Origin of the sequence: Brevundimonas aveniformis DSM 17977 (assembly GCF_000428765.1) — a bacterium.
GTDB classification, from domain to species: domain Bacteria; phylum Pseudomonadota; class Alphaproteobacteria; order Caulobacterales; family Caulobacteraceae; genus Brevundimonas; species Brevundimonas aveniformis.
The window spans coordinates 71,496-95,795 of sequence record NZ_AUAO01000006.1 but is presented as its reverse complement, the minus strand read 5'-3'; the positions used below and the strand labels follow the sequence as shown (position 1 = coordinate 95,795).

Genomic DNA, 24,300 nt, shown 5'->3' with positions numbered 1-24,300 from the left:
TCAGGCGGCTTTGGCGTCAGCGGGAACGGCGGCGAGCGCCTGGGCGAGGTCGGCGATGAGGTCGTCTTCGTGCTCCAGCCCGATGGACAGGCGCACCAGACCGTCGCCGATGCCGGCCGTGCGGCGGGCCTCGGGGTCCATGGCGGCGTGGGTCATCAGGGCGGGGTGAGCGATCAGGCTTTCGACGCCGCCCAGGGACTCGGCCAGGGTGAAGACCTCCAGGCTCTCGGCAAAGGCGCGCACGGCGTCGATGCCGCCGTGCAGCTCGACCGAAAGCATGGCACCGAAGCCCTTCTGCTGACGGGCGGCGAGGTCGTGTTGGGGATGGCTCTTGAGGCCGGGATAGTTGACGCGGGCGACCTGGGGCTGGACCTCCAGCCATTCGGCGAGGCGACCGGCGGAGGCCTGCTGGCGCTCGATGCGGGCGAACAGGGTGCGCACGCCGCGCAGGGTCAGCCAGGAATCAAACGGCGAGCCCGTGGTCCCTAGACAGTTGGCCCACCAGGCCAGTTGCTCCAGCACGGCCGGATCGGCGGCGACAACCGCCCCGCCGACGACGTCGGAGTGGCCGTTGATGTATTTGGTGGTCGAGTGGATGACGATGTCGGCGCCCAGGCTGATGGGGTTTTGCAGCGCCGGCGAGAGGAAGGTGTTGTCCACCGCCACCAGGGCGCCCACAGCCTGGGCGCGGCTACACAAGGCGGTCACATCGACGACGCGCAGGAGCGGGTTGGACGGTGTCTCGATGAGCAGCAGGCGGGGCTTGAGCTTCAACGCAGCGTCGACGGCGGCGTCGTCGCCCTGATCAACGAAGGTGACGGAGAAATGGCCGCGGCGGGCGCGGGCGGTCAACAGGCGATGGGTGCCGCCGTAGCAGTCGTGCGGGGCGACCAGCAGATCGCCGGGCTCTAGCACCGACAGGGCCAGATCGACCGCAGCCATACCGGTCGAGGTGACGACCGCACCGCAGCCGCCTTCCAGCTCGGCCAGGGCGTCGGCCAGCAGATCGCGGGTCGGATTGCCCGAGCGGGTGTAGTCGTAGCGGCGCTTGCCCTCCAGACCGTCGAAGCTGAAGTTCGAGGACAGATAGAGCGGCGGGATGACCGCCCCGTGGGTCGGATCGGCGTTGACGCCGGCGCGGCAGACCTGGGTGGAGGGATTGATGCTGTTGCGGGTCATGCGGCGATCTCTTGCGAACAGGGGGCAGGGAGCGAGCTGAGGGCGGAGCGGAGGACGTTGGACACGACAGTCCGCTCCGTGAGGAAGGCGTCGTGGCCGTAGAGGGACGGGGCCTCGATCAGGCGGTCCAGATTGGGCGCACGGTTCGCGAGCTCGCGAATGTCGGCCAGCGGCACGAGCTGGTCGGAGGTGAAGCCGACGAGGGTGAGGCGGGCCAAGATGCGTTCTGGGCTGACCTGATGGCGATCCAGCGAGTCCGACAGGCTGATCCAACGTCGGGCCGCGGTGTGGCTGCGATAGGCGTCACCGCGCGCGATCAGATAGTCGCAGACGCGATAGGGGCTGCCGGCCTCGGCGGGCGAGGGGCCGTCGCTAAAACGGGCATCGAACTCTTCGGCCGAACGATAGGTCGTCATGGCCAGCTGACGGGCCAGGGCGACGGCGTCGGCCTCGCGACCGGTTTCCAGACCTAGGGCCAGCAGACGGCGCTGGACCCCGCGCCAGGCCGTGGCGGCAGGATGGGCGCGGTGGGCGGCGGAAATGACAACCAGTTGGGCGATGCGTTCGGGGTGGATTTCCGCGAAGGCCAGACCGACGCAACCCCCGTAGGAGGCACCGATGTAGGCCGCGATAGACGTCACGCGCAGGTGGTCGAGGACGAGGGCCAGCAGTCGAGCCTGATCGGCGGTGGTGATGGTGACGATCTCGTCGCGGGTGGTCTCGGGGGCCCAATCCAGGGCGAGCAGGCGCACGCGGCTGGTGTCGATCGGCGCGCCGTCGCCAATGGCCCAGCCCCACCAGCCGGGCGAGCTCGCCGTGTCGGCTGCGGCGTGCCCTGCCGAGATGCCGCCGCCCACCACAACCACCGGGCCGTGATCGGGACCGACGAGCAGGGCGCGGACGTCGCCGGCGAACGGCTGGCCCGAGCTGAGTGTAAAGCCATCGGGAATCGCAACGGTGATGTCGCGGCTACGAGGCGTGCAGGGGGTAATCGTGTTGGTCACGGGCCGCTCGATCTCCGCTCATCGAAGACCCGAGCGGATGAGAAGACCCGTGAAGACCACAGCGCACCGCGAGGGCGCGCGTCCCTTCACTCATCTCTCGCCGACTGAAACAGCCGCCGCAGGAGTTGGCACCATCTCCAGACCTGGGTGGGTCTGGCAGGTTGCCCCGGCGTCAAAGGGCCTATCCCTCAGCCGGTCTTGATGAGTGATCCAACGGTGACGGAAAATGCTGCGCTGCGTCAAGCAGAAAATTTACCGACACGAAATTCGTGACTTAGTGTCTTGCGGGGTTCGCGTCTTCTCCGGGTGGGGAGGCGCGGACAGGCGCTTCCAGGGCGATCTGAGCCCCGGATTCAAACGTCAGGGCCAGGGGCACGAGGTCGCCTTCGGCCAGCGGGACTGTTACGCCCGTCAGCATGATGTGGTCGCCGCCTGGGGCCAGCGAAACGGTCTGACCGGTGGGCAGGGCGAGGCCGTCGGGCATCTCAGACATCGACATGACGCCGCCTTCCGTCGAGACGGCATGGACCGTCGACTGAGCTGCGCGAGGCGAAATGATTGAGCTCAGCCGGTCACCGGTCGAGGAGGTCAGGGTGACGTAGCAGGCCGTCATGGTCATGCCGTTCGGTGTCGGTCGGCACCATGGATCGGTGACCTGAACCTCAGCGACCGTCTGTCCGTCGACCGTGGTTTCGCTGGAGGCCGCGGTGCGGTTCTCGCTCTGACAGGCGGCGAGGAGGAGGGGGAGGGCAAGGAGAGCGAGAGGTCGCATGGCTACCACCATTTGTCCGGGCGAGCGGTGAATCCCGCCGCCTGTTCGAGCACATCCGCCACCTGAAACACCGTAGCTTCGTCGAGCGCCTTGCCGATGACCTGGAGGCCGAGGGGCAGGCCGCCGCTGTCGAGGCCGGCAGGAACGGAGATGCCGGGCAAGCCGGCGAGGTTGGCGGTGACGGTGAAGACGTCGTTCAGATACATCGTCACCGGGTCGATCTGCTTGTCGCCGAGCGCGAAGGCGGCGGACGGCGTGGACGGCGTCAGGATGGCGTCGACCTTGTCCCAGACATTGTCGAAGTCCTGGGCGATGCGGCGGCGCACCTTCAGCGCCTTGACGTAGAAGGCGTCGTAGAAGCCGGCGGACAGAACATACGCGCCGATGGTCAGGCGACGCTGGACTTCCTTGCCGAAGCCCTCGGCCCGGCTTTCCTCATAGAGGTCGTTCAGGCTGGAAAACGCGGCGGCGCGGTGGCCGTAGCGCATGCCGTCATAGCGGGCGAGGTTCGAGGAGGCTTCGGCCGGCGCGACGATGTAGTAGGTTGGCAGGGCGTATTTGGTGTGTGGCAGGCTGATCTCGACGATCTCGGCCCCGGCGGCCTTCAGCCAGGCGACGCCCTGGTCCCACAGGGCCTGGATCTCGTCGGGCATGCCGTCGACGACGTACTCCTTGGGCACCCCGATGCGCAGACCCTTGACGCCCAGGCCCAGCGATTGGGTCCAGTCGGGGGTTTCGATGTCCAGGCTGGTCGAATCCTTCGGATCGAACGAGCACATCGAGCGCAGCAGGATGGCGGCGTCCTCGACGGTCTTGGTGATCGGCCCGGCCTGATCCAGCGACGAGGCGAAGGCCACCATGCCGAAGCGGCTGGCGCGGCCGTAGGTGGGCTTGATGCCGACCGTGCCGGTAAAGGCCGCCGGCTGGCGTATGGAGCCGCCGGTGTCCGACGCCGTCGCGGCCAGGCAGAGATCACCCGCGACCGCCGAGGCGGAGCCGCCCGAGCTGCCGCCCGGAGTCAGGTCTGCGTTAGAAGATGCAGATTTCCAGGGATTTTTGACCGGGCCAAAGGCCGACGTCTCGTTCGACGAGCCCATGGCGAACTCGTCCATATTCAGCTTGCCGAGCATGACGGCACCGTCGGCCCAGAGGTTGGCTGTGACGGTCGATTCATAGGGCGGGACGAAGCCGCGCAGCATGTTGGAGCCGGCGGTGGTCTGGACCCCGTCGGTGCAGAACAAGTCCTTGATGCCGAGCGGGGCGCCTTCCAGCGCGCCACCTTCACCCTTGGCCAGGCGGGCGTCAGAGGCGCGCGCCATATCCAGCGCCTTGTCCGAGGTCTGGACCACATAGGCGTTCAGGGACGGGTTGGCCGCGTCGATGTTGGCGATGAAGGCGCGGGTGATCTCTTCGGAGGAGAAGTCGCGCGCCTTCATGCCGTCCAGAGCGCCCTTGAGCGTCAGTTTTGTCAGGTCGGTCATGGGCTTACTCGACAACCTTGGGAACGACGAAGAAGCCGTCGGCGGACCTGGGCGCGTTCGACAGCACGTCGGCGACCTTGTCGCCGTCGGTGACGACGTCGTCGCGCAGGCGCAGGGGCTGGGAGACGTTGGAGGTCATGGGCTCGACGCCCTCGATGTCGACCTCGTCGAGCTGTTCGATCCATTTCAGGATGCCGTTCAGCTCCTGGGCCAGCGGCTCCAGGCGATCCTCGGGGGTCTTGATGCGGGCGAGATGCGCGACCTTGCGCACCGTCGCGGCGTCGATGGCCATGCGGCCCTCCAGCGTCGAAAGGTGAAGCGGCGGGATTAGCGGCGCTGTGATGGATTCACAAGGCGCTCAGCGTGCCGGAGTGACCGAAATGGCCTCTGGAGCCCCATCCGGGCCGGCGGGCGTCCAGGTCACGATCAGGCGGCGCGTGCGGCTGGTGATTTCGTCATTGGCGGGATTGAGGACGCTTTCCTGGACTTCCAGATCAAGGCGACCGGGGGCGTCGGCGATGATGCGGTATTCAAGGACATCGCCGATACGGAAGACGCGCCAGCCGTCCGCCACGCCGGCGAAGAAGGCGATGTAGGTATAGAGGCCGTTCATGGCCGGGTCGCCGCCAGCCGTGCCGTACAGCTTGATGGTCGGCTGCAGACCCTGGTTTTCCAGATAGTCGACGCGGACCACGCCGGCGGACCACTGCTCTTGTGGATCAGTCTCCGGCTCGACGGGGGCAGGCTCGCCGGCCGCGACGAGAGACGGCGCGTGGCGGGCCGCTTCGGCCTCTTGATCGGCATGCTGGACGGCCTGGGTCCGCTGGGCGGCCGCAGGATCGCAGGCGGTCAGGAGAAGCAGGGCGGTAGCGAACAGAACGGGCTTCATGGGGGCCTCCAGTCGATCAGCTTAACCACAATGCGCTTTGACATCGGCGCTGGCGAGTCCTACCGCGCGGGGATGGCGGTTTTGACCCTGGTAGAGTTGTCGCAGCAGACCCCGGCGGGGACGCCTTGGTTCGGCTTGGACCTGGGCGAAAAGACCATCGGTGTCGCGGCCTCGGACGCGACGCGGATGATCGCCAGCCCGCTCGAGGTGATCCGCAAGACCAAGTTCACCGATGACGCCAACCGGCTGTTCAAGCTGATGGATCAACGCGGAGCGACAGGGCTGGTGATCGGCCTGCCGCTGAACATGGACGGGACCGAGGGGCCGAGGGCTCAGTCTTGCCGGGCCTTTGCGCGCAACCTGGAGCGGATCCGGCCGGTGATGGTGGCATTTCAGGACGAGCGGCTGTCGACGGCGGCGGTGGAGCGGTTCCTGGTCGAGGACCTGGACTTGTCGCGGAAACGCCGGGCGGCGGTGGTGGACCGCAATGCGGCGGCGTTTATCCTGCAGGGCGCGCTGGATCGCCTGGGCTGGAGTGGCACCTAGGCCCCGCTTGGTACGGGTTTCCACGGTGGACGAAAAACCGCTGCGTCCACGTCCTGGGCTGCGAGCACTCAGACCAGGTCGGAGGATATTTTGCGGACCGCTGAGGTGCGGACCCAGAGAGATCGGGATGTCAAAGACCGCAAGCCCTGGGCGAGAGGTGACCGGGCCTGTCAGATATCCTAACCCGGCGGACGTGGGTGGGGATGAAGGACGGGTCTGACCGCGCCGACCGAGTATCAGAAGGGCGAGATTACACGGTGAAAGTGGTCGAGGATTGGTGGACGGTGGAAACGCGTCTCGTCTCCTGTTTTCGTCATCCTCGGGTGAAGTGAAGCGAGGCCGATCGATTGCGTTGTCTTTGCGGATTGCTCTGGGTCCCCCGATCTGCGCCGCTTCGCGGCTTGTCGGAGGATGACGAAGGTTGTGACCCTCAGGCTGGGCCGGTTTCGATGGGGAGGGTTTTGGAGGCCCCCCACTCCGCCCAGGAGCCGTCATAGACGGCGACGTCCCAGACGCCGGCGCGCGCGGCCGCGAGTGCCAGGATGGCGGCGGTCATGCCGGAGCCGCAGGAGGTGGTCAGCGGGCCGTCGAGGGCCAGGCCCGCGTCGCGAAACGCTGTGCGAATGGCGTCGGCGGACCTCAGGGTGCCGTCCTCGGCCAGGACGCTTGGGAAGGGCAGATTGTGCGAACCGGGGATGTGGCCGCCGCGCAGGCCGGGACGGGGTTCCGCGGCCTCGCCGCGAAAGCGGACCGCCGGGCGGGCGTCGGCCAGTTGGCGGCCGGCGGCGATGTCGGGGAGGATCTGGGACCCCGCGCGCACGAGATCGGGCCGAAACGTCGGGATGAAGGACCCGACCGCCTCGATGTCGGGCTCACCAGATTCCGTGAGCCGGTCCTCCCGGACCCATTTCGGTAGGCCGCCGTCGAGGACCCGGACCCGGTCGTGGCCGAAGACGCGAAAGGTCCACCACAGACGCGGTGCCGAACGGATGCCAATCTGGTCGTAGATGACGACCTCGTCGTCAGAGCCGATCCCGAGCGCCTCGACCGCCGCGGCGAAGGCACCGGGCGACGGCAGCATGTGGGGCAGGTCGGTGTCCGGGTCGGAGACGGCGTCGATGTCGAAGAAGACAGCCCCTGGGATATGGGCAGCATTGAAGGGGGCGACGGCGGCGGCGCCGTCGAGGTTCCAGGTGGCGTCGATGATCTTCAGGTCCGGCGCGCCCAGGCGTCGGGCCAGTTCGTCGGTTGAGATAACTGGATCGATCATGGGTCTATTCCTGAGATGTCACGCCTTGCCTTCCAGCGCGCGAAAGACGACATAGCGCCCGATGGTCACCCTGATCGACAATCTGTCGCCGCGCCAGCCGCTGCGCCACCCGGAAAAACAGAACCGGCCCGAAGCGCCGATTCTGCGCAAGCCGGACTGGCTGAGGGTCAAGGCCCCCGGCTCGGGGCAGTACAACGCCACCCGGGCGATCGTGAAGGAGAAGGGGTTGCACACCGTCTGTGAAGAGGCGGCGTGCCCCAACATCGGCGAGTGCTGGAGCCAGAAGCACGCGACCCTGATGATCATGGGAGACACCTGCACGCGGGCTTGCGCCTTCTGCAACGTCAAGACCGGCCTGCCCCAGCCGCTAGACCCCGAAGAGCCGGCCAAGGTCGGGCTGGCGGTGCAGCAGATGGGGCTGAACCACGTCGTCATCACTTCGGTGGACCGAGATGATGTCGATGACGGCGGCGCGGCCCATTTCGCCGAGGTGGTGCGCCAGATCCGCCTTCAGGCACCGAATACGACCATCGAAATTCTGACGCCCGATTTTCTCAGGAAGGACGGCGCGGCCGAGGTGATGATTGACGCCAAACCGGACGTCTTCAATCACAACCTGGAAACCGTGCCGCGGCTCTATCTGAAGATCCGGCCCGGCGCGCGCTACTTCCATAGCCTTCGGCTGCTTCAGCAGGTGAAGGAACGCGACCCCAACCAGTTCACCAAGTCCGGCCTGATGGTCGGGCTGGGCGAAACCAAGGAAGAGGTCATGCAGGTGATGGATGACATGCGCGCGGCCAATGTCGACTTCATCACCATCGGCCAGTACCTGGCCCCGACTCGCAAGCACGCGCCGATCGACCGCTTTGTCGAGCCGGACGAGTTCAAGGCCTATGAGGCCATCGCGCGGGCCAAGGGCTTCCTGATGGTGTCAGCCAGCCCGCTGACCCGGTCGTCGCACCATGCGGGCGATGATTTTGCGCGGCTCAAAGCAGCGAGAGAGGGATTAGGTGCCAGGGACTAGGTTCGAGGGAAGAGCCCTGAGTCCCTGCCGACACCCCCTAGACCCTGGAACCTGATCCCTAGACCCTTGCATTGGCCATCCATCGCGTCACCCGCATTCTGCCCTACAGGCCCGAGGAGCTGTTCGCCCTCGTCGGTGGGGTGCGGGCCTATCCCGAGTTCGTGCCGTGGATCTCGTCGATCCGGGTCTGGAACGAGCGCGAGACGGCTCCGGGTGTGACCGAGCTGGATGCCGAGGCCCAGGTTGGCTTCGCCATGATCAAGGAGCGGTTTGCGACCTCGGTGAAGCGCGATCGCAACCGGCGAACCATCGAAGTCAAGCTGATCCGAGGGCCGTTCAGGCATCTCAGAAACGAATGGACCTTCGTTCCCGATGACGGGGGAACCCGGGTCGACTTCTTCATCGATTTCGAATTTCGTTCGAAGATCCTCGACAAGGTGCTTCAGGCGAATTTTGATCGCGCCGCGAACCGGCTGATCGGCTGTTTCGAACAGCGTGCCGCCCAGCTGTATGGCCCGTCGCCGGGCTGAGCGGCACTGGGTTCGATCCTACCCCTCATTCTGCCGGGGCAGGGCGAAGGCGACGATGTAGTCTCCCCAGTCGTTCGGGTTGTAGCGGGCCCCACCCGCGGTGATGACGATGTACTGCCGCCCGTCCGGGCCGATATAGGTCATCGGCGTCGACTGGGCACCTGTCGGCAGACGTCCGCGCCATAGCAGCCGTCCGGTTTCGGTATCGTAGGCGCGCAGGAAATAGTCCTGGGTGCCGCCGTGGAAGGTGAGGCCGCCTCCGGTGGTCATAGGCCCGCCCAGGGCAGGCATCCCGACATAGAAGGCAAGGGGCGACTGCAAGCCGAGGCTCGGGAAAGTCACGTCCAGCGATGTCCCGGCGGGTTGCTGCCAGACCATCTGGCCGCTGTTCAGATCGACGGCCGTGACGCTGCCCCAGGGCGGCTGGAGGCAAGGGATGCCGATGGGCGACATGAAGTTGGTGACGCTGTTCGCGAACGGCAGGCCGAACTGGGGCGAGAGTTCACCGTGGGGATCGCCCTGGAAGTTCGGGTGGTCCCGGCTGAATTCGGCCCGCGGGATCAGTCGGGAAACAACCGGCATCCGCATATCAGCGGTGACGACGATATTGCGCCCCTGGTCCACCGAGGCGCTGCCCCAGTTCGTACCGCCGTTGTTGCCGGGATAGATCAGGGTCGTGTGTACGGATTGCGCTGTGAACTCGCCTTCGTAGCGGTACTGGCGGAAGAGGATCCGGCACAGCATTTGGTCCAGCGGCGTCGCCCCCCACATCTGTGTTTCGCTGAGAGGGTCCGCGCTGACAGTCGCCATGCCGGTCGAATACGGCTGGGTTGCTGAATAGCGTTCGCCTGTCGCCGTGCCGTCGCCGGCGGGTACCGGGCGTTCGACGACGGTTCGGACCGGTTCACCGGTCCGACGATCCAGCACGAAAATCTGCCCGCGCTTGGTGGTCTGGATCACAGCCGGAATGGTGCCACCGGCACCGTCCGGGATTTCAGCCAGAGCCGGCTGAGACGGCACATCATAGTCCCAGATGTCGTGGTGGACGGTGTTGAAGTGCCAAACCTCGCGACCTGTATCCAGGTTCAGGGCGACGATCGATGAGTTGTATTCATCGTCGAAGTCGCGCCGCATCCCGCCGTAGTAGTCCGGCGTGGCGTTGCCCAGCGGCAGGTAGATCATGTTCAGGTCAAGATCGAAGGCCATGGCCGACCAGACGTTGGGCGTGCCTTGCGTATAGCTCTGACCTTCGGGCGGAAGGTTGGTGATGGCGGGGTTGCCCAGGTCCCAGGCCCAGACCTGTTGTCCGGTCAGGGCGTCGAAGGCGCGCACGACGCCGGACGGCTCGCCCAGGCTGACATTGTCCGCCACCCAGCCGCCGAGAACAATGCGGTTGCCGGCCACAAAGGGCCCGGTTGTCTGTACGACAAACCCCGGGAGTGCCGGTACGGTTTGGTTCCTATTCAACGGGTCGCCGGGGACCCATTGGTCCATGCCGACGCTGAGATTCACCGTGCCATTCGTGCCGAAGCTCTCGCAGACGCGACCGTCCGCTGCCCGTAGAGAGATAAGTCGGCTGTCCACTGTGGTCAGAACGATGCGCGGGCCGCAGGCATCCTCTGGGCCGGGATCGTAGTATCCCAGCGTCCGGCACCGCTTCCAGAACGGTGAATTCTGGATGGCCTCCGGATCGAACTGCCAGCGGATCTGGCCTGTCGTGCCATCCAGCGCCGTAACCTGGCTGCCTGATGCACACTGATACAGGGTGCCATCCACATACAGGGGGGTGTTCTGGTCCTGCAGGTGCTGGGATTGGTCAGCGATGAAGCCTGTGCGTGCCGTCCAGGCGACTTCAAGGTTCGCGACATTGTCGCGATTGATCTGATCGAAGGGCGCATAGCGCGCACCTTCACCGGTCCGACCATAGGAGTACCAGTTTTCGGCGGCGGCAACCGTTGTCGGGCTGGTCTGACCCGCCGCGATCTGGACGGGATTGCTGATGACACCGTGCGGGCTGAACATCATGGCCATGTAGGCGACAAAGCCGGCCAACAGGGCGGCTCCGGCCACTGTGAACGGAAGGGTCCTGTCGGCGCGGCGGGCGGACGGCTGAATCAGGGGGACCAGCAACAGGGCCACCCCACCCAGGAACAGTGGGGCAACCAGACGAGGCACCAGGGCCCAGAACGCCAGACCAACCTCGGCAAAGGCCCACAGCAGGGTTGCAAAGAGGACCACAAGGTAGATCCACACCCCGGTCATCAGCCCGCGGAACAGGTAGATCCCTGACAGACACAGGCCGAAACCTGCGAACACATAGTACCAGGAGCCGCCGAGGATCATCAGATAGACGCCACCGATCAGGAGCGGCAGTCCAATCAGGACGAGCAGTCCGCCGAAGATCTTCAGCCAGATGCTCGTGGTCCGCGTCTCGGAAAGGGCTCGACCTTCGGCCGCCAACCGGTCACCGACCTTGGAAAAGAGCCGCTTCGTCGTGCCAAGGAAGTCCTGTTCAGCCATGGCTGATCCCCCCAATCGTCCTGTGAATGCACAGTCTCACGTCATGTCGGTCAATGCCAGATATCGCCGTAATCGGAATATCAACGTGCGCCAACTCTACTTGTTCCGGCGGCAAGCCGATTGGATGTTGTCGGTCCTGGCCCAGGGGGCAGTCTTGAGGGGGGAGGTCCGCCTCGCGGGCTGGAAGGCTCAGGCCGTCTGATCGAGGCCCAGCTCAATCAGGTTTAGCGCCATTCTCAGGGCGCTCATGCGCACGGCCTGGCGACCGAGATTGCCGAACTGAGCCTGGCGATGGGCGACATCGCCATCGGCCGTTGCCAGCCCGAAATGGACCAGCCCGACAGGCTTGTCGTCCGACCCGCCGCCCGGTCCCGCAATCCCGGTCACAGCGACGGCAATCTGTGCGCCGGCGGCGCGCAGGGCCCCTTGCGCCATGGCGCGGGCGGCCGCCTCTGAAACGGCCCCATGCGTTGCGAGCAGATCGCCCGGGACGCCGAGCAAATCCGTCTTGGCGGCGTTGGAATAGGTAATGAAGCCACGGTCATAGACGGCCGAAGAGCCCGCAATGGCCGTCAGCGCGGCCCCGACCAGCCCGCCGGTGCAGCTTTCGGCGGTCGTGATCCACAATTGCCGTGCCGAGGCCGTCTGAATAATCCGCCGCGCCGCATCTTCGATATCATTTGGAAACATGTCAGCCTCAAATGGATGCAGGCGTGAGTCGCTTAGCGACGGCGCGCCGGGGACGGGATCAGAGCGAGATCAAATGACTGACGCAACGGCTCTACCGCAAGGGCAAAGATCGTCTCCGACAGCCTTGCTGTTCGCCCTGGCCATCTTCACCTCAGCGGTTCTGGTGTTCTCGGTTCAACCCCTGATGGGGCGACTGTTGCTGCCCTTGCTGGGGGGGTCACCCTCGGTCTGGAATACCTCGATGGTGTTCTTCCAGACGGCGCTTCTGGTCGGATACGCCTATGCCCACCTGTTGCAACGCGTCGGGCCGCTGAAATGGCAGGTTGCGATTCACCTGGCGCTGCTGGTTCTGGCCTTGATCAGCTTCTGGCCGCTCGGTGTCAGCGACATGGTTGGTGTGCCGGATACGCGGCATCCCATCCCCTGGTTGCTGGGTAGTCTGGCCTTGTCGGTCGGCGCTCCGTTTGCCGTGCTGTCCGCAACCGCACCACTGTTGCAGGCATGGTTCGCGCGCGTGCGCCGGGGCACGGCGGAGGGAGAAAATCCTTACGTCCTGTACGCCGCATCCAATATCGGCAGCTTCGTGGCCCTGATCGCCTATCCGGCCCTGGTGGAGCCGCTGGCGGGATTGAGCCAGCAGACCCTCGGCTGGTCGATCGGATACGGGCTCTTCATCTTGGTGATCCTGGGTCTGGGGGCAGTTGTCTGGCGCGGCGACAAGGGCGTGCTGGACGCGCCGGCGCTGGAGCCCTCGACACCCGTTTCATGGGCGCGCCGACTGACCTGGATCGGCATGGCCGCCTTGCCGTCCAGTCTGATGCTGGGCGTCACCACGCACCTGTCTGTGGACGTGGCGTCGGCCCCGTTCCTGTGGGTGATCCCGCTGGCGCTCTATCTTCTGACGTTTGTGATTGCCTTCTCGCGCAGCCCCGCGATTTCGCTGACCACCACCCTGATCATACAGGCGGCGGCGGCGGCGGTCTGTGCCGCTCTGATGCCGATGACCAATGGCAATTGGTTTGTCCTGCTCACCCTGCATCTGACGACCTTCTTCTTCACGGCCCTGATGTGTCACCAGCGGCTGGCTTCGCTGCGCCCCCCGCCTGACCGCCTGACCGAGTTCTTCCTCTGGCTGGCCGTCGGTGGCGTGCTGGGCGGGGCCTTCAATGCGATGGTCGCGCCGGTCATCTTCAATACGGTGGTGGAATATCCCCTGGCCCTGTGTCTGGCGGCCCTGGCTCGTCCCTGGACACGTACGCGGCTGTCGCGTGATGAGTTGATGTGGGGGGCAGCGGTTGCCGTGCTTTGCCTCATCCCGCCGATCCTGTTCTGGTGGCTCAGTGTCGATGGACGCCCCCATCAAATGGGACTGGACTGGGAAACGGCGCGTATGGTGGTGCTGCTTCCTCTGGGAGCCGCAGCGATCTGTGCCTTCATGGTTCGCCAGCGGGCTCGCCTGTTTTTCGTCGCCCTTTGCCTGATCTCGCTCGCGGCGTCACAGGTCGCGGTCCGCTATGACTGGACCGAGAGCGACCGCAGCTTCTTCGGCGTGCTTCGCCGCGCCGATGTCGATTTCCGCGAGGTCGGGGATGTTCGCATCCTGATGCATGGAACGACCCTGCATGGTGCCCAAATCCAGGCGGCCGAGTGGCGTTGTCGTCCATCGCTTTACTACGCGCCCACCACCCCGATCGGGGAATCGGTGATCGTCACCCAGAACCGGACAGACCATGCCGTGATCGGTGTCGTCGGGCAGGGGGCCGGATCCATGGCAGCCTACAAGCGTGCCGGCGATCAGCTCAGCTTCTTTGAGATCGACCCGATGGTTGATCGTTGGGCGCGTGATCCCGCCCGGTTCAGCTATATCTCGGAGTGCGCCGATGGGCCGGTTCGCACGGTGATCGGAGATGCCCGCCTGACGCTCCGCAATGAGCCGGCCGGAACCTATGACCTGTTGTTGGTCGACGCCTTCTCGTCGGATGCGGTGCCGACCCACATGCTGACGGTGGAGGCGATCCGGGAATATCTGCGCCTGTTGAAGCCCGATGGACTGTTGGTGCTTCACCTGTCGAACCGAAATCTTGAGATCACGACCCCGACCCTGGCGGCGGCTCAGGAAATTGGCGTTCCCTATCTGCACAAGCTCTACGGCGAAAATCCGGATGCGCCCCAGATGAGTGAGGCCTCGACGGAGGCGGTGGTCATGTCACCGACGGCGGAGGGGCTGGCCCCGTTTGCGGTCGATCCGCGCTGGCAGTTGAACGTGCCGACGAACACGCCCGCCTGGACGGACGATTATGTCAATCTTTTCGGGGCTATGGTCAGGGAAGCTCGGTCGGATTGATGGCCGTCTTGGCCACCCAATTGTCGCCTTCGAGGGTCTGGAGAGGGCGGAAGTCGGCCTTATAGCTCATCTTGGCCGAGCCCTCGATCCAGTAGCCGAGATAGACATGGTCCAGCCCGACGGCTGTGGCCTGCCGGATATGGTCCAGCACGACGTACTGGCCCAGGCTGCGTCGGGACTCTTCGGGGTCGAAGAAGCTGTAGACCAGGGACAGCCCGTCCGAGAGCAGGTCCGTCAGGGCCCCCGCGACGATGCGGCCATCCGGCAGCCGATACTCGATCAGATGGGTCCGGACGGCGGTGTCCTCGATCATCGCCACAAAGTCGAGCCAGCCCATGTCCGTCATGCCGCCGCCGGGATGGCGAGCGTTCAGATAGCGTTGGAGCAGGTTGTACTGTTCGGGGGTGGCTTCCGGTTCTACCAGGGTCCGAACCAGATCGGAGTTCCGTCTGAGAATACGCCTGTGGCCACGTCCCGGCTCGAAGGTTGCGGTGGGTATACGCACCGACACACAGGCGCTGCATGCCTCGCAGGCCGGGCGATAGGCGATGTTCTGGCTGCGTCGAAAGCCGACCTGGGTGAGCGAGTCATTGACCGCTGCGCCGTCCGACATAGGCAGATGGGTGAAGACCTTCCGTTCCTCACGCCCGGGCAGATAGGGGCAGGGCGAGGGGCCCGTCAGAAAGAACCGAAGCTGTCGGGTCGGTACATACTGGGTCAAATCGCGTCGCAGGCTCCCCGTTGACGACGATTGTGAAGGCAAATCCCGGCGGGACGCAACCCTCGATCAGAGACTGGTATCGGCGGGAAGGACAGGTGCCTCCCGAAGCAGCACAATCGCGATGCGCCGATTGCCGGCCAGCGTCGGATCATCGGGATAGAGAGGATCTGAGCCCGCCTTGCCCGACACCTGATAGATGCGGTCGGCATCGACGCCAGCGGCTTCGAGAATCTGGCGAGAGGCGTCGGCCCGGCTAGACGACAGAGCCCAGTCACCGGGCTGTGAGGCGCGCGTCCCGGTCGCCGAGGTGTGCCCGGAAATCGTGATGCGGTTGGGGAGCTGATTGATGACCCGGCTGACGGCACGCAGCAGGATCCGGGCGCGCTCGTTCGGGCGCGCCGAGTTCTGCTCGAACATCGACCGTCCTTCCTGGTCGACCAGCTGAATGCGCAGTCCCTCGGGCGTCTGGTCGATGATCAGGTGTCGCGATAGTTCGGCCAGTTCGGGCATGTCCTGCATGGCCTGGCGTAGCGAAGCTGCGGCCGAGGCGAAATCGGCGGCCTCACGCCGGGCGATCTCTTCACGTAGCTCGTCCTCGCTGGCAGCGGACAGGTCAGAACTGCGTCCTTCCTGCTGGTCGGCCTGCTGGGCGGCCTCGGGAGAGAGCTGATTGACCACGGCGCTGGAGCCGTCGCTCTTGACCCCGTCCTCGCCCAGCGACGTGCCGCCGAGAATGCCGCCCGAACCCGAGGTGGTCGGCGCAACGCTGGCGGGCGCGAAATACTCGGCGATGCCGCGCTTTTGCTCCGGGTCGGTCGTGTTGATCAGCCACATGAGCAGGAAGAAGGCCATCATCGCCGTGACGAAGTCGGCGTAGGCGACCTTCCACGCGCCGCCGTGGTGGCCGTGGTCGCCGCCTTTCTTGATCTTCTTGATGAGGATGGGCCGTTCGCTCATCGACATGGTGGCTGTGCCTCAGCAGTTCTCCGTCTCTTGATGGCGGGTCAAGGTTAAGAGGCCGTTGCAGTTGCTAAGGGGAGCGACGCGCTCTAGGTCGAGAGGCGTGGATAGCAAGAACCCGCCGATGATCGACACACGCCCGCTGCGCCATGCGCTCGGAGGCTTCGCGACCGGTGTGTGTGTGGTCACGGCCATGGGCGCGCGCGGGGCGATGGGGATCACGGTGAATTCCTTCACATCGGTGTCTCTGGAGCCGCCCACGGTCCTGTGGAGCCTGGGCAAGAAATCCGATCGCTGGCCCACCTTTTCGCAGGCCGACCATTTCGCTGTTCATGTTCTGAATTCGGACGGGGCAGAGCTGTGCCAGCGTTTTGCGTTCGGCAACCCGCTCCTTGAGCCGGACGAGTTCGAGCCGGGAATCGGGGGGGTGCCGCTTATTGACGGCTGGATCTCTCGATTCGAATGCCATGTCTGCCGTCGCGAGGACGCGGGTGACCACCTGCTGATCTTTGGGCGAGTTGAGCGATTCGAGGCGCGCGACGGAACGGGATTGGCATTTTTCAGAGGCAGCTACGGACCGATCTCGCGGGGTGAACGATGAGGATCGGGTTCGCCGGTTTGGGGGTTATGGGCGGCCCCATGGCCCGGCATCTGATCGAGGCCGGACATCAGGTCGTCGGGTACAACCGGACGCTGGCCAAGGCTGTGGCCTGGGCCGAGGCGACCGGCGGGGCGGTGGCCGAAACGCCGCAAGGGGCAGGTGAGGCAGCGGAGCTTTTCATCCTGTGCGTCGGCAATGATGAGGATGTTCGCCAGGTCGTGCGCGCCGCCCTTGAGACGGTGCCGACCGGCTGTGTCTTTGTCGATCACACCACGACCTCGGCGCGGTTGGCCCGCGACATGGGTGAATGGGCCGGGGCGCGAGGCTGTGCGTTTGTCGATGCGCCGGTTTCGGGCGGACAGGCCGGTGCAGAAAATGGCCAGCTCAGCGTCATGGCGGGCGGAGATGCAGCGGCTCTGGATCGGGCCCGGCCTGTTCTGGAAGCCTATTCCAAGGCGATCCAGCACATGGGACCGGTCGGCTCCGGCCAACTGACCAAGATGGTCAACCAGATCTGCATCGCCGGGGTCGTTCAGGGCCTGGCCGAGGCGGTCCATTTCGCCCAGCAGGCTGGGCTGGATACCGAGGCGGTCTATGGCGCGATCTCGAAAGGGGCGGCGCAATCCTGGCAGATGGACAATCGCTGGGCGACCATGGCGCGTGGAGAGTTCAACTTCGGCTTTGCCGTGGACTGGATGCGTAAGGACCTGGGCCTGGTCCTGGATGAAGCCCGTGCCAATCACAGCCACCTCGCCCTGACGGCCCTGGTCGATCAGTTCTATTCCGAGGTTCAGGCCATGGGTGGAGCGCGTTGGGATACCTCCAGCCTGGCGGCGCGCCTGCAAGATCGGTCGGGGCGATGAGCCGTACCAGTATTGCCGGTGTCTTCGCAGGTCTGGGCCTTGGTGCGCTGACCAGTCTGGCAGCCGTTGGGTGCGCGCCGACGCTGGCGCAACCGTCAGCCGTCGCCGTGGTGGAACCGGCCCCGATCATTGCACCTGAACCCGCCCCCATTGTTCAGGCGAACAGCTTGCCGCAGTTGCGGGCGCGACTGGAGGTCCTGGCCGCCCAAGGGCAGTTCAACGGGGCAGTTCTGGTCGCACAGGGCGACCACCTGTTGTTGCGCCAGGCCTATGGCGTGGCGGACGTTGAGACAGGGCAGCGGCTCGATCCCAATGCCCGCTTTCGGCTGGCCTCTGTCAGCAAGCAGTTCACGGCAGCGGCCATTCTCCGACTACAGGATGAGGGCCGATTGTCGATCGACGATCCGGTCTGCCGCTGGATTTCGCCCTGTCCTGACGGGTGGCAGGGTCTTCGTCTGACGCATCTGCTGAGCCACACCTCCGGCCTGCCGGATTTGATGGAACGTCCCGGATGGGGCGACCGCCGTGTGACGCCCGCGACCCTGGCGGAGTTGACGCGGGACACCGAACAGTTTCGACCGCGGTTCGAGCCGGGCACGCGTGCCGACTATAACAATGCCGGCTACAATCTGCTGGCCGCGATTGTCGAGCGGGCGTCGGGCCTGGCCTACGAAGACTATCTCCAGACGACCTTTTTCACGCCGCTGGGGATGGCCAATACGGGGTCTGATGCTGACGCCGGAGGGCATGGCATCGTTCGTGGACACAACTCGGGAGGGGCCGGTCAGGTCCCCGGACCGGTCGCCAATGTGTCGATCATCGCCGGGGCGGGAGCCCTCTATTCGACCCTGGACGATATGTTGACCTGGGAGCGTGCCCTGCACGGCGGCCACGTCCTGTCACCGGAGAGCTACGCGCAGATGATTGCCGATCATGCGCCCGCCGATCAGGGGCTTCCTGAAGGCGCACGTCCGCGGGGGTGGGGTTTTGGCCTGTTCACCAGTGATCTGGGATCGGGGGCCGTACCCGCTTTCCACGCGCCGCAGATCTATCACACGGGAAGCTGGGCGGGTTTCCGTAACCTGATCAGCTATTTGCCCGATGGAGATGTCACGGTGGTTGTTCTGACCAACAACTATCATCAGCGGGACACGGTCTTTCTCATCGTCCAGCAGGCCATGGCCGAGGCGACGGGTCAGACCTTCCCAACGGGGCTCCAGCAATAGGCTGCAGCCGGAACAGGAGCGCGGCGAATGATGCGGTGGCTACTTGGCCTGACGATGGCCCTCCTGATGGTCGGTCCCGCCATGGCCCAACCGTGGGACGTCACGGAAGGGGATCATGTCATCGACGATTTCCGTTTCGAGGACGGCCAGACGCTGCCCGAGTTTCGGCTTCACTACCGGACCTTGGGGCAGCCCCAGCGCGATGCCCAAGGGCGCGTGACCAATGCGGTGATGGTTCTGCATGGAACCGGTGGCACCGGTGCCCAGTTCCTGCGGCCTCAGTTCGCTGACGAATTGTTCGGCCCGGGCCAGCCGCTCGATATCAGCCGCTACTACGTCATCCTGCCCGACAACATCGGCCACGGCGGCTCGTCCAAGCCCTCGGATGGACTGCGCGCCCGGTTTCCAGAGTACACCTATGACGACATGGTCGAGGCCCAGCGGCGCCTGTTGGTCGAGGGCCTGGGTGTCGATCACCTTCGTCTGCTGATGGGCACTTCGATGGGGTGTATGCACGCCTTCGTCTGGGGAGAACGTCACCCCGATTTCGCCCAGGCCTTGATGCCGTTGGCCTGCCAGCCGACCGAGATCGCGGGTCGGAATCGCTTGTGGCGGGCCATGCTGATGGACGCGATCCGGTCAGATCCGGCCTGGTTGAATGGAGACTATGAGGCCCAGCCCACACAGGGTCTGAGAACTGCGGCGGACTTGCTGATGCTGGTTGGGGCAGCACCCATGGCCATGCAGGTTGATTTGCCGGACCGGGACACGACGGACGCCTGGCTGGCCGAGCAACTGCCGCAGCGCGTCGCTGGGCTGGATGCCAACGACCTCTGGTATCAGGTCAATGCGTCGCGCGACTATGATCCTTCGGCGGACCTGGAAGCGATCGCCGTGCCCGTCACCTGGATCAATTCGGCCGATGACTTCATCAATCCACCCGAGTTGGGACTGGCCGAGCACTATGCGCCGCGAATCGCGCAAGGCCGCTATGTCCTGATCCCGGCCAGCCCGGAGACACGCGGGCACGGGACCCACACCTGGGCACGGTTCTGGCGTGACGAACTGGTCGCCTTGCTCGAACGATCTGAGCCCTAGGCGGGTACGGCGGCTCTCTGATTGGCCGGGGTCGGACTGCCGTTGCCGATGATCTCGAGGAAGCGGACCCGGCCAGAGCTCATGTCCTTGACGGCGCCGACGATCATCAGGGTGCCGGCGGCGAGCGCCTCAGCCAGGGCGGTATCAGCTGTGGCCAGCTTGGCGGCGACGACGCGGGCGTTCTCTTCGACGGCGGCTTCAGCCGGATTGGTCGGGCGTGAACGCCGCGCCGCCAGCACCGCCGGAATGATGGGCTCGATCATGGCTTCAAGCGACGGATCCATCTCAGCGCGACCGTCGACAATCGCTTCCGCCGCCGCGACCGCACCGCATCCCGTATGGCCCATGACCACCACCAGCGGGCAATGGAGATGCTTTACGGCGTAGACGATTGAGGCGAGGCCGCGACGGTCGACGGTATTGCCGGCCACGCGAATGCTGAACAGGCGACCGAAGCCCTGATTGAACAGGATCGTCGGTGGGGTGCGGCTGTCTGCACAGCCGACGATGGTGGCGATTGGATACTGACCGCCCTGGAGTTCATCCAGATCGTCTGCTCTGACGTGCCCCAGATTGTTCTCGCCGCGCAGGAAGGCGTCATTGCCCGCTCGCAGTGCATCCAGTGCCTGTTGCGGGGTCGGCTGTGATCGCAGAGCCGCTGCGGGCCTAGCCGCAGGTGCAGGCTCTGAAACCAGCTGCGAATAGGTCGCGCGTTCGCGCTTGCGACGATTGCCGAATAGCCAGCCCATATTCCCCTCCCAGGCGAATGTTCGGGCTTGTCGAACGCGGTTCAATTCCTGTCAATCAACCGCAGGATGCCGCCTGTGGATAGTTCTGCGGGGCAATCAGGCTTGCGGTTGGCCGTTGGTGTTGACCATCCAGGGGATGCCGAATTTGTCGATGAAAGAGCCATAGCCAGGCGACCAGAAGGTGGCCTGGAAGGGCATGATGACCCTGCCGCCTTCGGACAGACCCTCGAACCAGGCACGAGCCTCATCGGCATCGTCAGTGTGAACTGCAACGTCGAAGCCGTTCTTGGGCTTGTCGATATTGGGAGCCCAGTCCTTATCCATGTCGGCACCCATGATCGCTTGGTCGCCGATCTGGAGCCAGGCGTGCATCAGCCAGTCCTTGTACTGGGGACCGACCGGCATGTCTGGCGGACCCTCGCCATACGGGAAGGCCGAGATGATCTCGCCGCCGAGAACGCGGGCGTAGAATTCAAATGCCTCGCGACATTGGCCGTTGAAGCTGAGGCTGGGGATGATTTTCATGGCGGGCTCCTGGGGCCAGGGATGGCTACAGAGTTTTCACAAGCGCATTGAGTTGGTCGGCGACCTGGCCCCAACCTTCGTGGAAGCCCATGGCGATGTGTTGTTCCATCGTCTCGCGGTTCCAGTGGCGGGCGATGGCCCGCAGGTGTGTCTTGCCGTCGTCGGTCGGCTCCAACTCGACATGGGCGACCATGAACGGCTGGCCGGCGGGTTTCCAGTCGGGCGTGAAGGCGTCTGTGCTGACCAGGCGCCGGTCGGGGACGACCTCGAGATAGACGCCGGAGTTAGGAAACCGCTCGCCGTTGGGACCGTGCATGACGAAGCTCATGCGTCCGCCCGGGCGCGGCTCGATGATCGCGTCGGTGATGCGCCAGGGGTGGGGGGCGAACCACTGACTGAGCAGGGCGGGGTCCGTATAGGCGCGAAAGACGACATCGGGTGTCGCGTCGATGGTGCGCTCGAGAACCAGATCAAAGGCGTGTGCAACGCCGTCGGTGTCGCAGGGATTGTCGTCGGCATTTGACATGGCGGGTCCCTTTCGTGTGCGTCGTCAGGCGTTCAATAGCCGGGCCGCCTGTGGGGCGAAATAGGTCAGGACGCCGCTGCATCCGGCGCGCTTGAAGGCCGTCAGGCTTTCGAGGATGGCGCGGTCTTCCTCGAGCCAGCCGTTGGCAATGGCGGCGCGCATCATCGCGTACTCGCCCGACACCTGATAGGCAAAGGTCGGAACTTTGAAAGCCTCGGCAACGCGCTGAATAATATCGAGATAGAGCATCCCTGGCTTTACCATGACCATGTCGGCGCCTTCCGCGAGATCCAGGGCGACCTCCTTGAGGGCTTCGTCGGTGTTGGCGGGGTCCATCTGATAGGTTTTCTTGTCGCCGGTCAGGGCCTTGGCGCTGCCGACGGCATCGCGATAGGGGCCGTAGAAGGCCGAGGCATATTTGGCGGCGTAGCTGAGGATCAGGGTGTCGGAGAAGCTATTGGCCTCCAGCGCCTCACGAATGGCCTGAACGCGACCATCCATCATGTCGGACGGCGCGACGATATCGGCACCGGCGTGGGCATGGATGAAGGCCTGTTCGGCCAGGCGTTCGAGGCTGGCGTCATTGAGGATACGACCGTCCTCCAGCACACCGTCGTGGCCGTGATCGGTGTAGCAATCGAGGGCCACATCCGTAATCACGCCGATCTCAGGGACCGCATCCTTGATGGCGCGGACCGTCTCGGGGACCAGGCCGTCCGGGTCTGTGGCACCGCTGCCGACGGCGTCCTTTGCCGTCGCGCTGATGTTCGGAAACAGGGCGACGGCGGGGATCCCCAGATCGAGCGCCTCACGGGCCGCCTTGACGGCTTCGGCGGGCGAGAGGCGATCGATGCCCGGCATGGACGGCACCGCCACCCGTGCGTCGCCCCCGTCATGGATGATCAACGGCCAGACCAGATCGGCCGGCGTCACCAGCGTTTCCGCCACCAGCCGTCGAATCCAGGGGGCGGCGCGCAGACGCCGAGGTCGAGCCAGGGGAAAGTGAGCAGGCGCGACGGTCATGTCGGTCCTCCGCTACGACCAACAGGGCGGCCAGCTGACAGCCTCAGGGCACCGGCGACCGAGGCAATGATCATCCAGAAGGCGGTGGCCACCCAGGCACAGGCCGCCACGATCAGCGAAACAAACGCTGCCACTGGCAGATTGACGTCCAGGTCACGCGAAACTGCGTCAACAGCATCGGCCGGCATGTTGGACAGGAAGGCGTTGCCAAGCTCCCAGAGGATCAATCCCAGACCGATCATCACCGCGAAGGCGGCGACGACCGACAGGGCGAACCCCACCCAGAAAACCCGGATCTGGAAACGATAGTGCGAGCACAGCAGAGGCTCTGCCTCCGGCTTGCGGACATAGGCGATGGCCACGCCGATCAGGGCCGTCAATCCGAACACGAAAGGCGACAGGAAGTGCATGGCATAGACCACGAAGGCCAGGGCGCGATCATCGCTTTGCGTGCGAGCGGCCGCTCCACTAGAACCCGTGTCCGACATCAAGGCGACTCCGCAACCGGCCGGCTAAGGCCTGGATGGCGCGGGCTTAGCCGAAAGCGCCGCCCAGGCAAACTACCCGCGAGGGAAACGAGGACCTATGGATTTCGCCCTGACCGAAGACCAACGTGCCATCCAGGATGCCGCGCGCCAGTTTGCCGAAGCGGAGCTGGCCCCGCATTCTGCCGAGTGGGACGAGACGAAACGCTTTCCGGTCGACGTCATGCGCATGGCCGCCGAGATGGGCTTTTGCGGCATTTACACCGGTGAAGAGCATGGCGGCATGGCCCTGGGGCGGGTCGAGGCCGCGCTGATCTTCGAGGAACTGAGCCGGGGCGACGTGTCGACGGCCGCCTTCATCTCGATCCACAACATGGCGACCTGGATGATCGACAGCTTCGGGTCGGACGAGCTGCGGGCGCGGCTGGTGCCGTCGCTGGTGACCATGGAGAAGATCGCGAGCTACTGCCTGACTGAGCCGGGATCGGGGTCGGATGCGGCGGCGCTGAGGACGACGGCGCGGCTGGACGGTGACCACTATGTGCTGAACGGCTCCAAGGCCTTCATCTCGGGCGCGGGCGTGTCGGATGTCTATGTGGTGATGGTCCGCACCGGCGAGGATGGACCCAAGGGCATCTCGTGTCTGGTGGTCGAGAAGGGAACGCCCGGCCTGAGCTTCGGGGCCAACGAGAAGAAGATGGGCTGGTCCAGCCAGCCGACCGCCGTGGTCAGCTTCGACGATTGCCGCGTGCCGGTGGCCAACCGCGTCGGCGGCGAGGGCGAGGGCTTCCGCTATGCGATGGCTGGACTGGACGGAGGGCGTCTGAATATCGCGGCCTGCTCGCTGGGCGGCGCCCGGCTGGCGCTGGAAACGGCGCAGGAGTACGTCAAGGGACGCAAGCAGTTCGGCAAGGCCATCGGCGAGTTCCAGAACACCCAGTTCAAGCTGGCCGACATGGCGACCCAGCTGGAGGCGTGCCGGCTGATGGTGCTGCGCGGCGCCTGGGCCATCGACAACAACCATCCCGAAAAGACCAAATGGTGCGCCATGGCCAAGCGGATGACGACCGACGCCTGCCATCAGATCGCGGACGACGCCCTGCAACTGCATGGTGGCTATGGCTATCTAAAGGACTATCCGCTGGAGCGGATCGTGCGCGACCTGCGGGTGCACCGCATCCTGGAAGGGACGAACGAGATCATGCGGGTGATCACGGCGCGCGAGATGGGGCGGCAGTAGGGACGAAGACCTGGTCATTGGTGAATTCGAGTTC

Annotated in this window: 25 protein-coding genes and 1 riboswitch; of the genes, 9 read left to right on the top strand and 16 right to left on the bottom strand. The window is 65.1% G+C overall.

The features are described 5' to 3' along the window. The 6 genes from metB to G391_RS0111705 all read right to left on the bottom strand — a co-directional run bounded on the left by metB (position 1) and on the right by G391_RS0111705 (position 5,325). The gene (metB, locus tag G391_RS0111730; RefSeq protein ID WP_029087682.1) at positions 1–1,179 is read right to left on the bottom strand and encodes a cystathionine gamma-synthase; all 1,179 of its coding nucleotides are present in this window, start codon (positions 1,177–1,179) and stop codon (positions 1–3) included. Further along, positions 1,176–2,183 (bottom strand): homoserine O-succinyltransferase MetX, encoded by a 1,008-nt coding sequence (metX, locus tag G391_RS14785; protein ID WP_051257354.1) that lies wholly within the window; start codon positions 2,181–2,183, stop codon positions 1,176–1,178. The genes metB and metX overlap by 4 nt, the downstream gene beginning before the upstream one ends. A gap of 87 nt (positions 2,184–2,270) precedes the next feature. After that, a riboswitch (SAM riboswitch) is annotated at positions 2,271–2,391 on the bottom strand. Between the two features lie 66 nt (positions 2,392–2,457). Beyond that, positions 2,458–2,955, bottom strand: a complete 498-nt coding sequence (locus tag G391_RS0111720) for a copper chaperone PCu(A)C (RefSeq protein WP_029087681.1) — start codon at positions 2,953–2,955, stop codon at positions 2,458–2,460. A 2-nt stretch (positions 2,956–2,957) separates the two neighbouring features. Further along, on the bottom strand, positions 2,958–4,436 hold the full coding sequence (gene gatA / locus G391_RS0111715) for an Asp-tRNA(Asn)/Glu-tRNA(Gln) amidotransferase subunit GatA (protein ID WP_029087680.1): 1,479 nt from the start codon (positions 4,434–4,436) through the stop codon (positions 2,958–2,960). A 4-nt stretch (positions 4,437–4,440) separates the two neighbouring features. Continuing rightward, positions 4,441–4,728, bottom strand: coding sequence for an Asp-tRNA(Asn)/Glu-tRNA(Gln) amidotransferase subunit GatC (gene gatC / locus G391_RS0111710; protein WP_029087679.1), 288 nt, complete (start codon positions 4,726–4,728; stop codon positions 4,441–4,443). Between the two features lie 66 nt (positions 4,729–4,794). Continuing rightward, positions 4,795–5,325 carry a hypothetical protein gene (locus G391_RS0111705; RefSeq protein WP_029087678.1) on the bottom strand — a complete coding sequence of 177 codons (531 nt, stop codon included), beginning with the start codon at positions 5,323–5,325 and terminating at the stop codon, positions 4,795–4,797. Between the two features lie 72 nt (positions 5,326–5,397). Between G391_RS0111705 and ruvX the strand changes: the two genes are divergently transcribed. Continuing rightward, complete coding sequence (gene ruvX, locus G391_RS0111700; protein ID WP_029087677.1) at positions 5,398–5,871, top strand: Holliday junction resolvase RuvX; 474 nt, start codon at positions 5,398–5,400, stop codon at positions 5,869–5,871. Between the two features lie 430 nt (positions 5,872–6,301). Here ruvX and sseA read toward each other — a convergent pair whose 3' ends face one another. Continuing rightward, positions 6,302–7,141 carry a 3-mercaptopyruvate sulfurtransferase gene (gene sseA / locus G391_RS0111695; RefSeq protein WP_029087676.1) on the bottom strand — a complete coding sequence of 280 codons (840 nt, stop codon included), beginning with the start codon at positions 7,139–7,141 and terminating at the stop codon, positions 6,302–6,304. A 61-nt stretch (positions 7,142–7,202) separates the two neighbouring features. Between sseA and lipA the strand changes: the two genes are divergently transcribed. Both lipA and G391_RS0111685 read left to right on the top strand, forming a co-directional pair. Beyond that, a complete protein-coding gene (lipA, locus tag G391_RS0111690) occupies positions 7,203–8,165 on the top strand; it encodes a lipoyl synthase (RefSeq protein WP_029087675.1) in 963 nt (320 codons plus the stop codon). A 71-nt stretch (positions 8,166–8,236) separates the two neighbouring features. Continuing rightward, positions 8,237–8,695 (top strand): type II toxin-antitoxin system RatA family toxin, encoded by a 459-nt coding sequence (locus G391_RS0111685; protein ID WP_029087674.1) that lies wholly within the window; start codon positions 8,237–8,239, stop codon positions 8,693–8,695. A gap of 18 nt (positions 8,696–8,713) precedes the next feature. Here G391_RS0111685 and G391_RS0111680 read toward each other — a convergent pair whose 3' ends face one another. Further along, entirely contained in the window at positions 8,714–11,215 is a 2,502-nt protein-coding gene (locus tag G391_RS0111680) for a membrane-bound PQQ-dependent dehydrogenase, glucose/quinate/shikimate family (RefSeq protein ID WP_084169237.1), read from the bottom strand. A 189-nt stretch (positions 11,216–11,404) separates the two neighbouring features. Beyond that, positions 11,405–11,905: a CinA family protein gene (locus G391_RS0111670; protein ID WP_029087672.1), complete on the bottom strand. Its 501-nt coding sequence runs from the start codon at positions 11,903–11,905 to the stop codon at positions 11,405–11,407. A gap of 73 nt (positions 11,906–11,978) precedes the next feature. Here G391_RS0111670 and G391_RS0111665 point away from each other — a divergent pair, with 73 nt between their 5' ends. After that, positions 11,979–14,249: a spermidine synthase gene (locus G391_RS0111665; RefSeq protein WP_029087671.1), complete on the top strand. Its 2,271-nt coding sequence runs from the start codon at positions 11,979–11,981 to the stop codon at positions 14,247–14,249. On the opposite strand, the gene G391_RS0111660 is transcribed toward G391_RS0111665, so the two are convergent. Beyond that, positions 14,227–14,970: an arginyltransferase gene (locus G391_RS0111660; RefSeq protein ID WP_029087670.1), complete on the bottom strand. Its 744-nt coding sequence runs from the start codon at positions 14,968–14,970 to the stop codon at positions 14,227–14,229. The two genes, G391_RS0111665 and G391_RS0111660, sit on opposite strands and share 23 nt — an antisense overlap. A gap of 66 nt (positions 14,971–15,036) precedes the next feature. Beyond that, positions 15,037–15,933 (bottom strand): flagellar motor protein MotB, encoded by an 897-nt coding sequence (locus tag G391_RS0111655; protein WP_029087669.1) that lies wholly within the window; start codon positions 15,931–15,933, stop codon positions 15,037–15,039. 121 nt (positions 15,934–16,054) lie between these two features. Between G391_RS0111655 and G391_RS0111650 the strand changes: the two genes are divergently transcribed. Genes G391_RS0111650 through G391_RS0111635 form a run of 4 tightly spaced genes read left to right on the top strand, consistent with a single transcriptional unit; the run spans position 16,055 to position 19,718 of the window. After that, positions 16,055–16,531 carry a flavin reductase family protein gene (locus G391_RS0111650; protein WP_035304455.1) on the top strand — a complete coding sequence of 159 codons (477 nt, stop codon included), beginning with the start codon at positions 16,055–16,057 and terminating at the stop codon, positions 16,529–16,531. After that, positions 16,528–17,394 (top strand): NAD(P)-dependent oxidoreductase, encoded by an 867-nt coding sequence (locus G391_RS0111645; RefSeq protein WP_029087667.1) that lies wholly within the window; start codon positions 16,528–16,530, stop codon positions 17,392–17,394. Before G391_RS0111650 ends, G391_RS0111645 begins: the two co-directional genes overlap by 4 nt. Further along, the gene (locus G391_RS14780; RefSeq protein ID WP_051257353.1) at positions 17,391–18,620 is read left to right on the top strand and encodes a serine hydrolase domain-containing protein; all 1,230 of its coding nucleotides are present in this window, start codon (positions 17,391–17,393) and stop codon (positions 18,618–18,620) included. The genes G391_RS0111645 and G391_RS14780 overlap by 4 nt, the downstream gene beginning before the upstream one ends. A 27-nt stretch (positions 18,621–18,647) precedes the next feature. Then, the gene (locus tag G391_RS0111635) at positions 18,648–19,718 is read left to right on the top strand and encodes an alpha/beta fold hydrolase (protein WP_029087666.1); all 1,071 of its coding nucleotides are present in this window, start codon (positions 18,648–18,650) and stop codon (positions 19,716–19,718) included. On the opposite strand, the gene G391_RS14775 is transcribed toward G391_RS0111635, so the two are convergent. The 5 genes from G391_RS14775 to G391_RS15315 form a co-directional block, all read right to left on the bottom strand. After that, positions 19,715–20,467: a carbonic anhydrase gene (locus G391_RS14775; RefSeq protein ID WP_051257352.1), complete on the bottom strand. Its 753-nt coding sequence runs from the start codon at positions 20,465–20,467 to the stop codon at positions 19,715–19,717. The genes G391_RS0111635 and G391_RS14775 overlap by 4 nt on opposite strands. A gap of 96 nt (positions 20,468–20,563) precedes the next feature. Beyond that, complete coding sequence (locus G391_RS0111625; RefSeq protein ID WP_029087665.1) at positions 20,564–20,992, bottom strand: VOC family protein; 429 nt, start codon at positions 20,990–20,992, stop codon at positions 20,564–20,566. A 25-nt stretch (positions 20,993–21,017) separates the two neighbouring features. Next, entirely contained in the window at positions 21,018–21,518 is a 501-nt protein-coding gene (locus G391_RS0111620) for an SRPBCC family protein (protein ID WP_029087664.1), read from the bottom strand. Between the two features lie 24 nt (positions 21,519–21,542). After that, positions 21,543–22,541, bottom strand: a complete 999-nt coding sequence (hemB, locus tag G391_RS0111615; RefSeq protein WP_029087663.1) for a porphobilinogen synthase — start codon at positions 22,539–22,541, stop codon at positions 21,543–21,545. Next, a complete protein-coding gene (locus tag G391_RS15315; protein ID WP_051257351.1) occupies positions 22,538–23,029 on the bottom strand; it encodes a DUF4870 family protein in 492 nt (163 codons plus the stop codon). Before G391_RS15315 ends, hemB begins: the two co-directional genes overlap by 4 nt. A 97-nt stretch (positions 23,030–23,126) precedes the next feature. Here G391_RS15315 and G391_RS0111605 point away from each other — a divergent pair, with 97 nt between their 5' ends. Beyond that, a complete protein-coding gene (locus G391_RS0111605; protein WP_029087662.1) occupies positions 23,127–24,266 on the top strand; it encodes an isobutyryl-CoA dehydrogenase in 1,140 nt (379 codons plus the stop codon). Positions 24,267–24,300 lie beyond the last annotated feature (34 nt).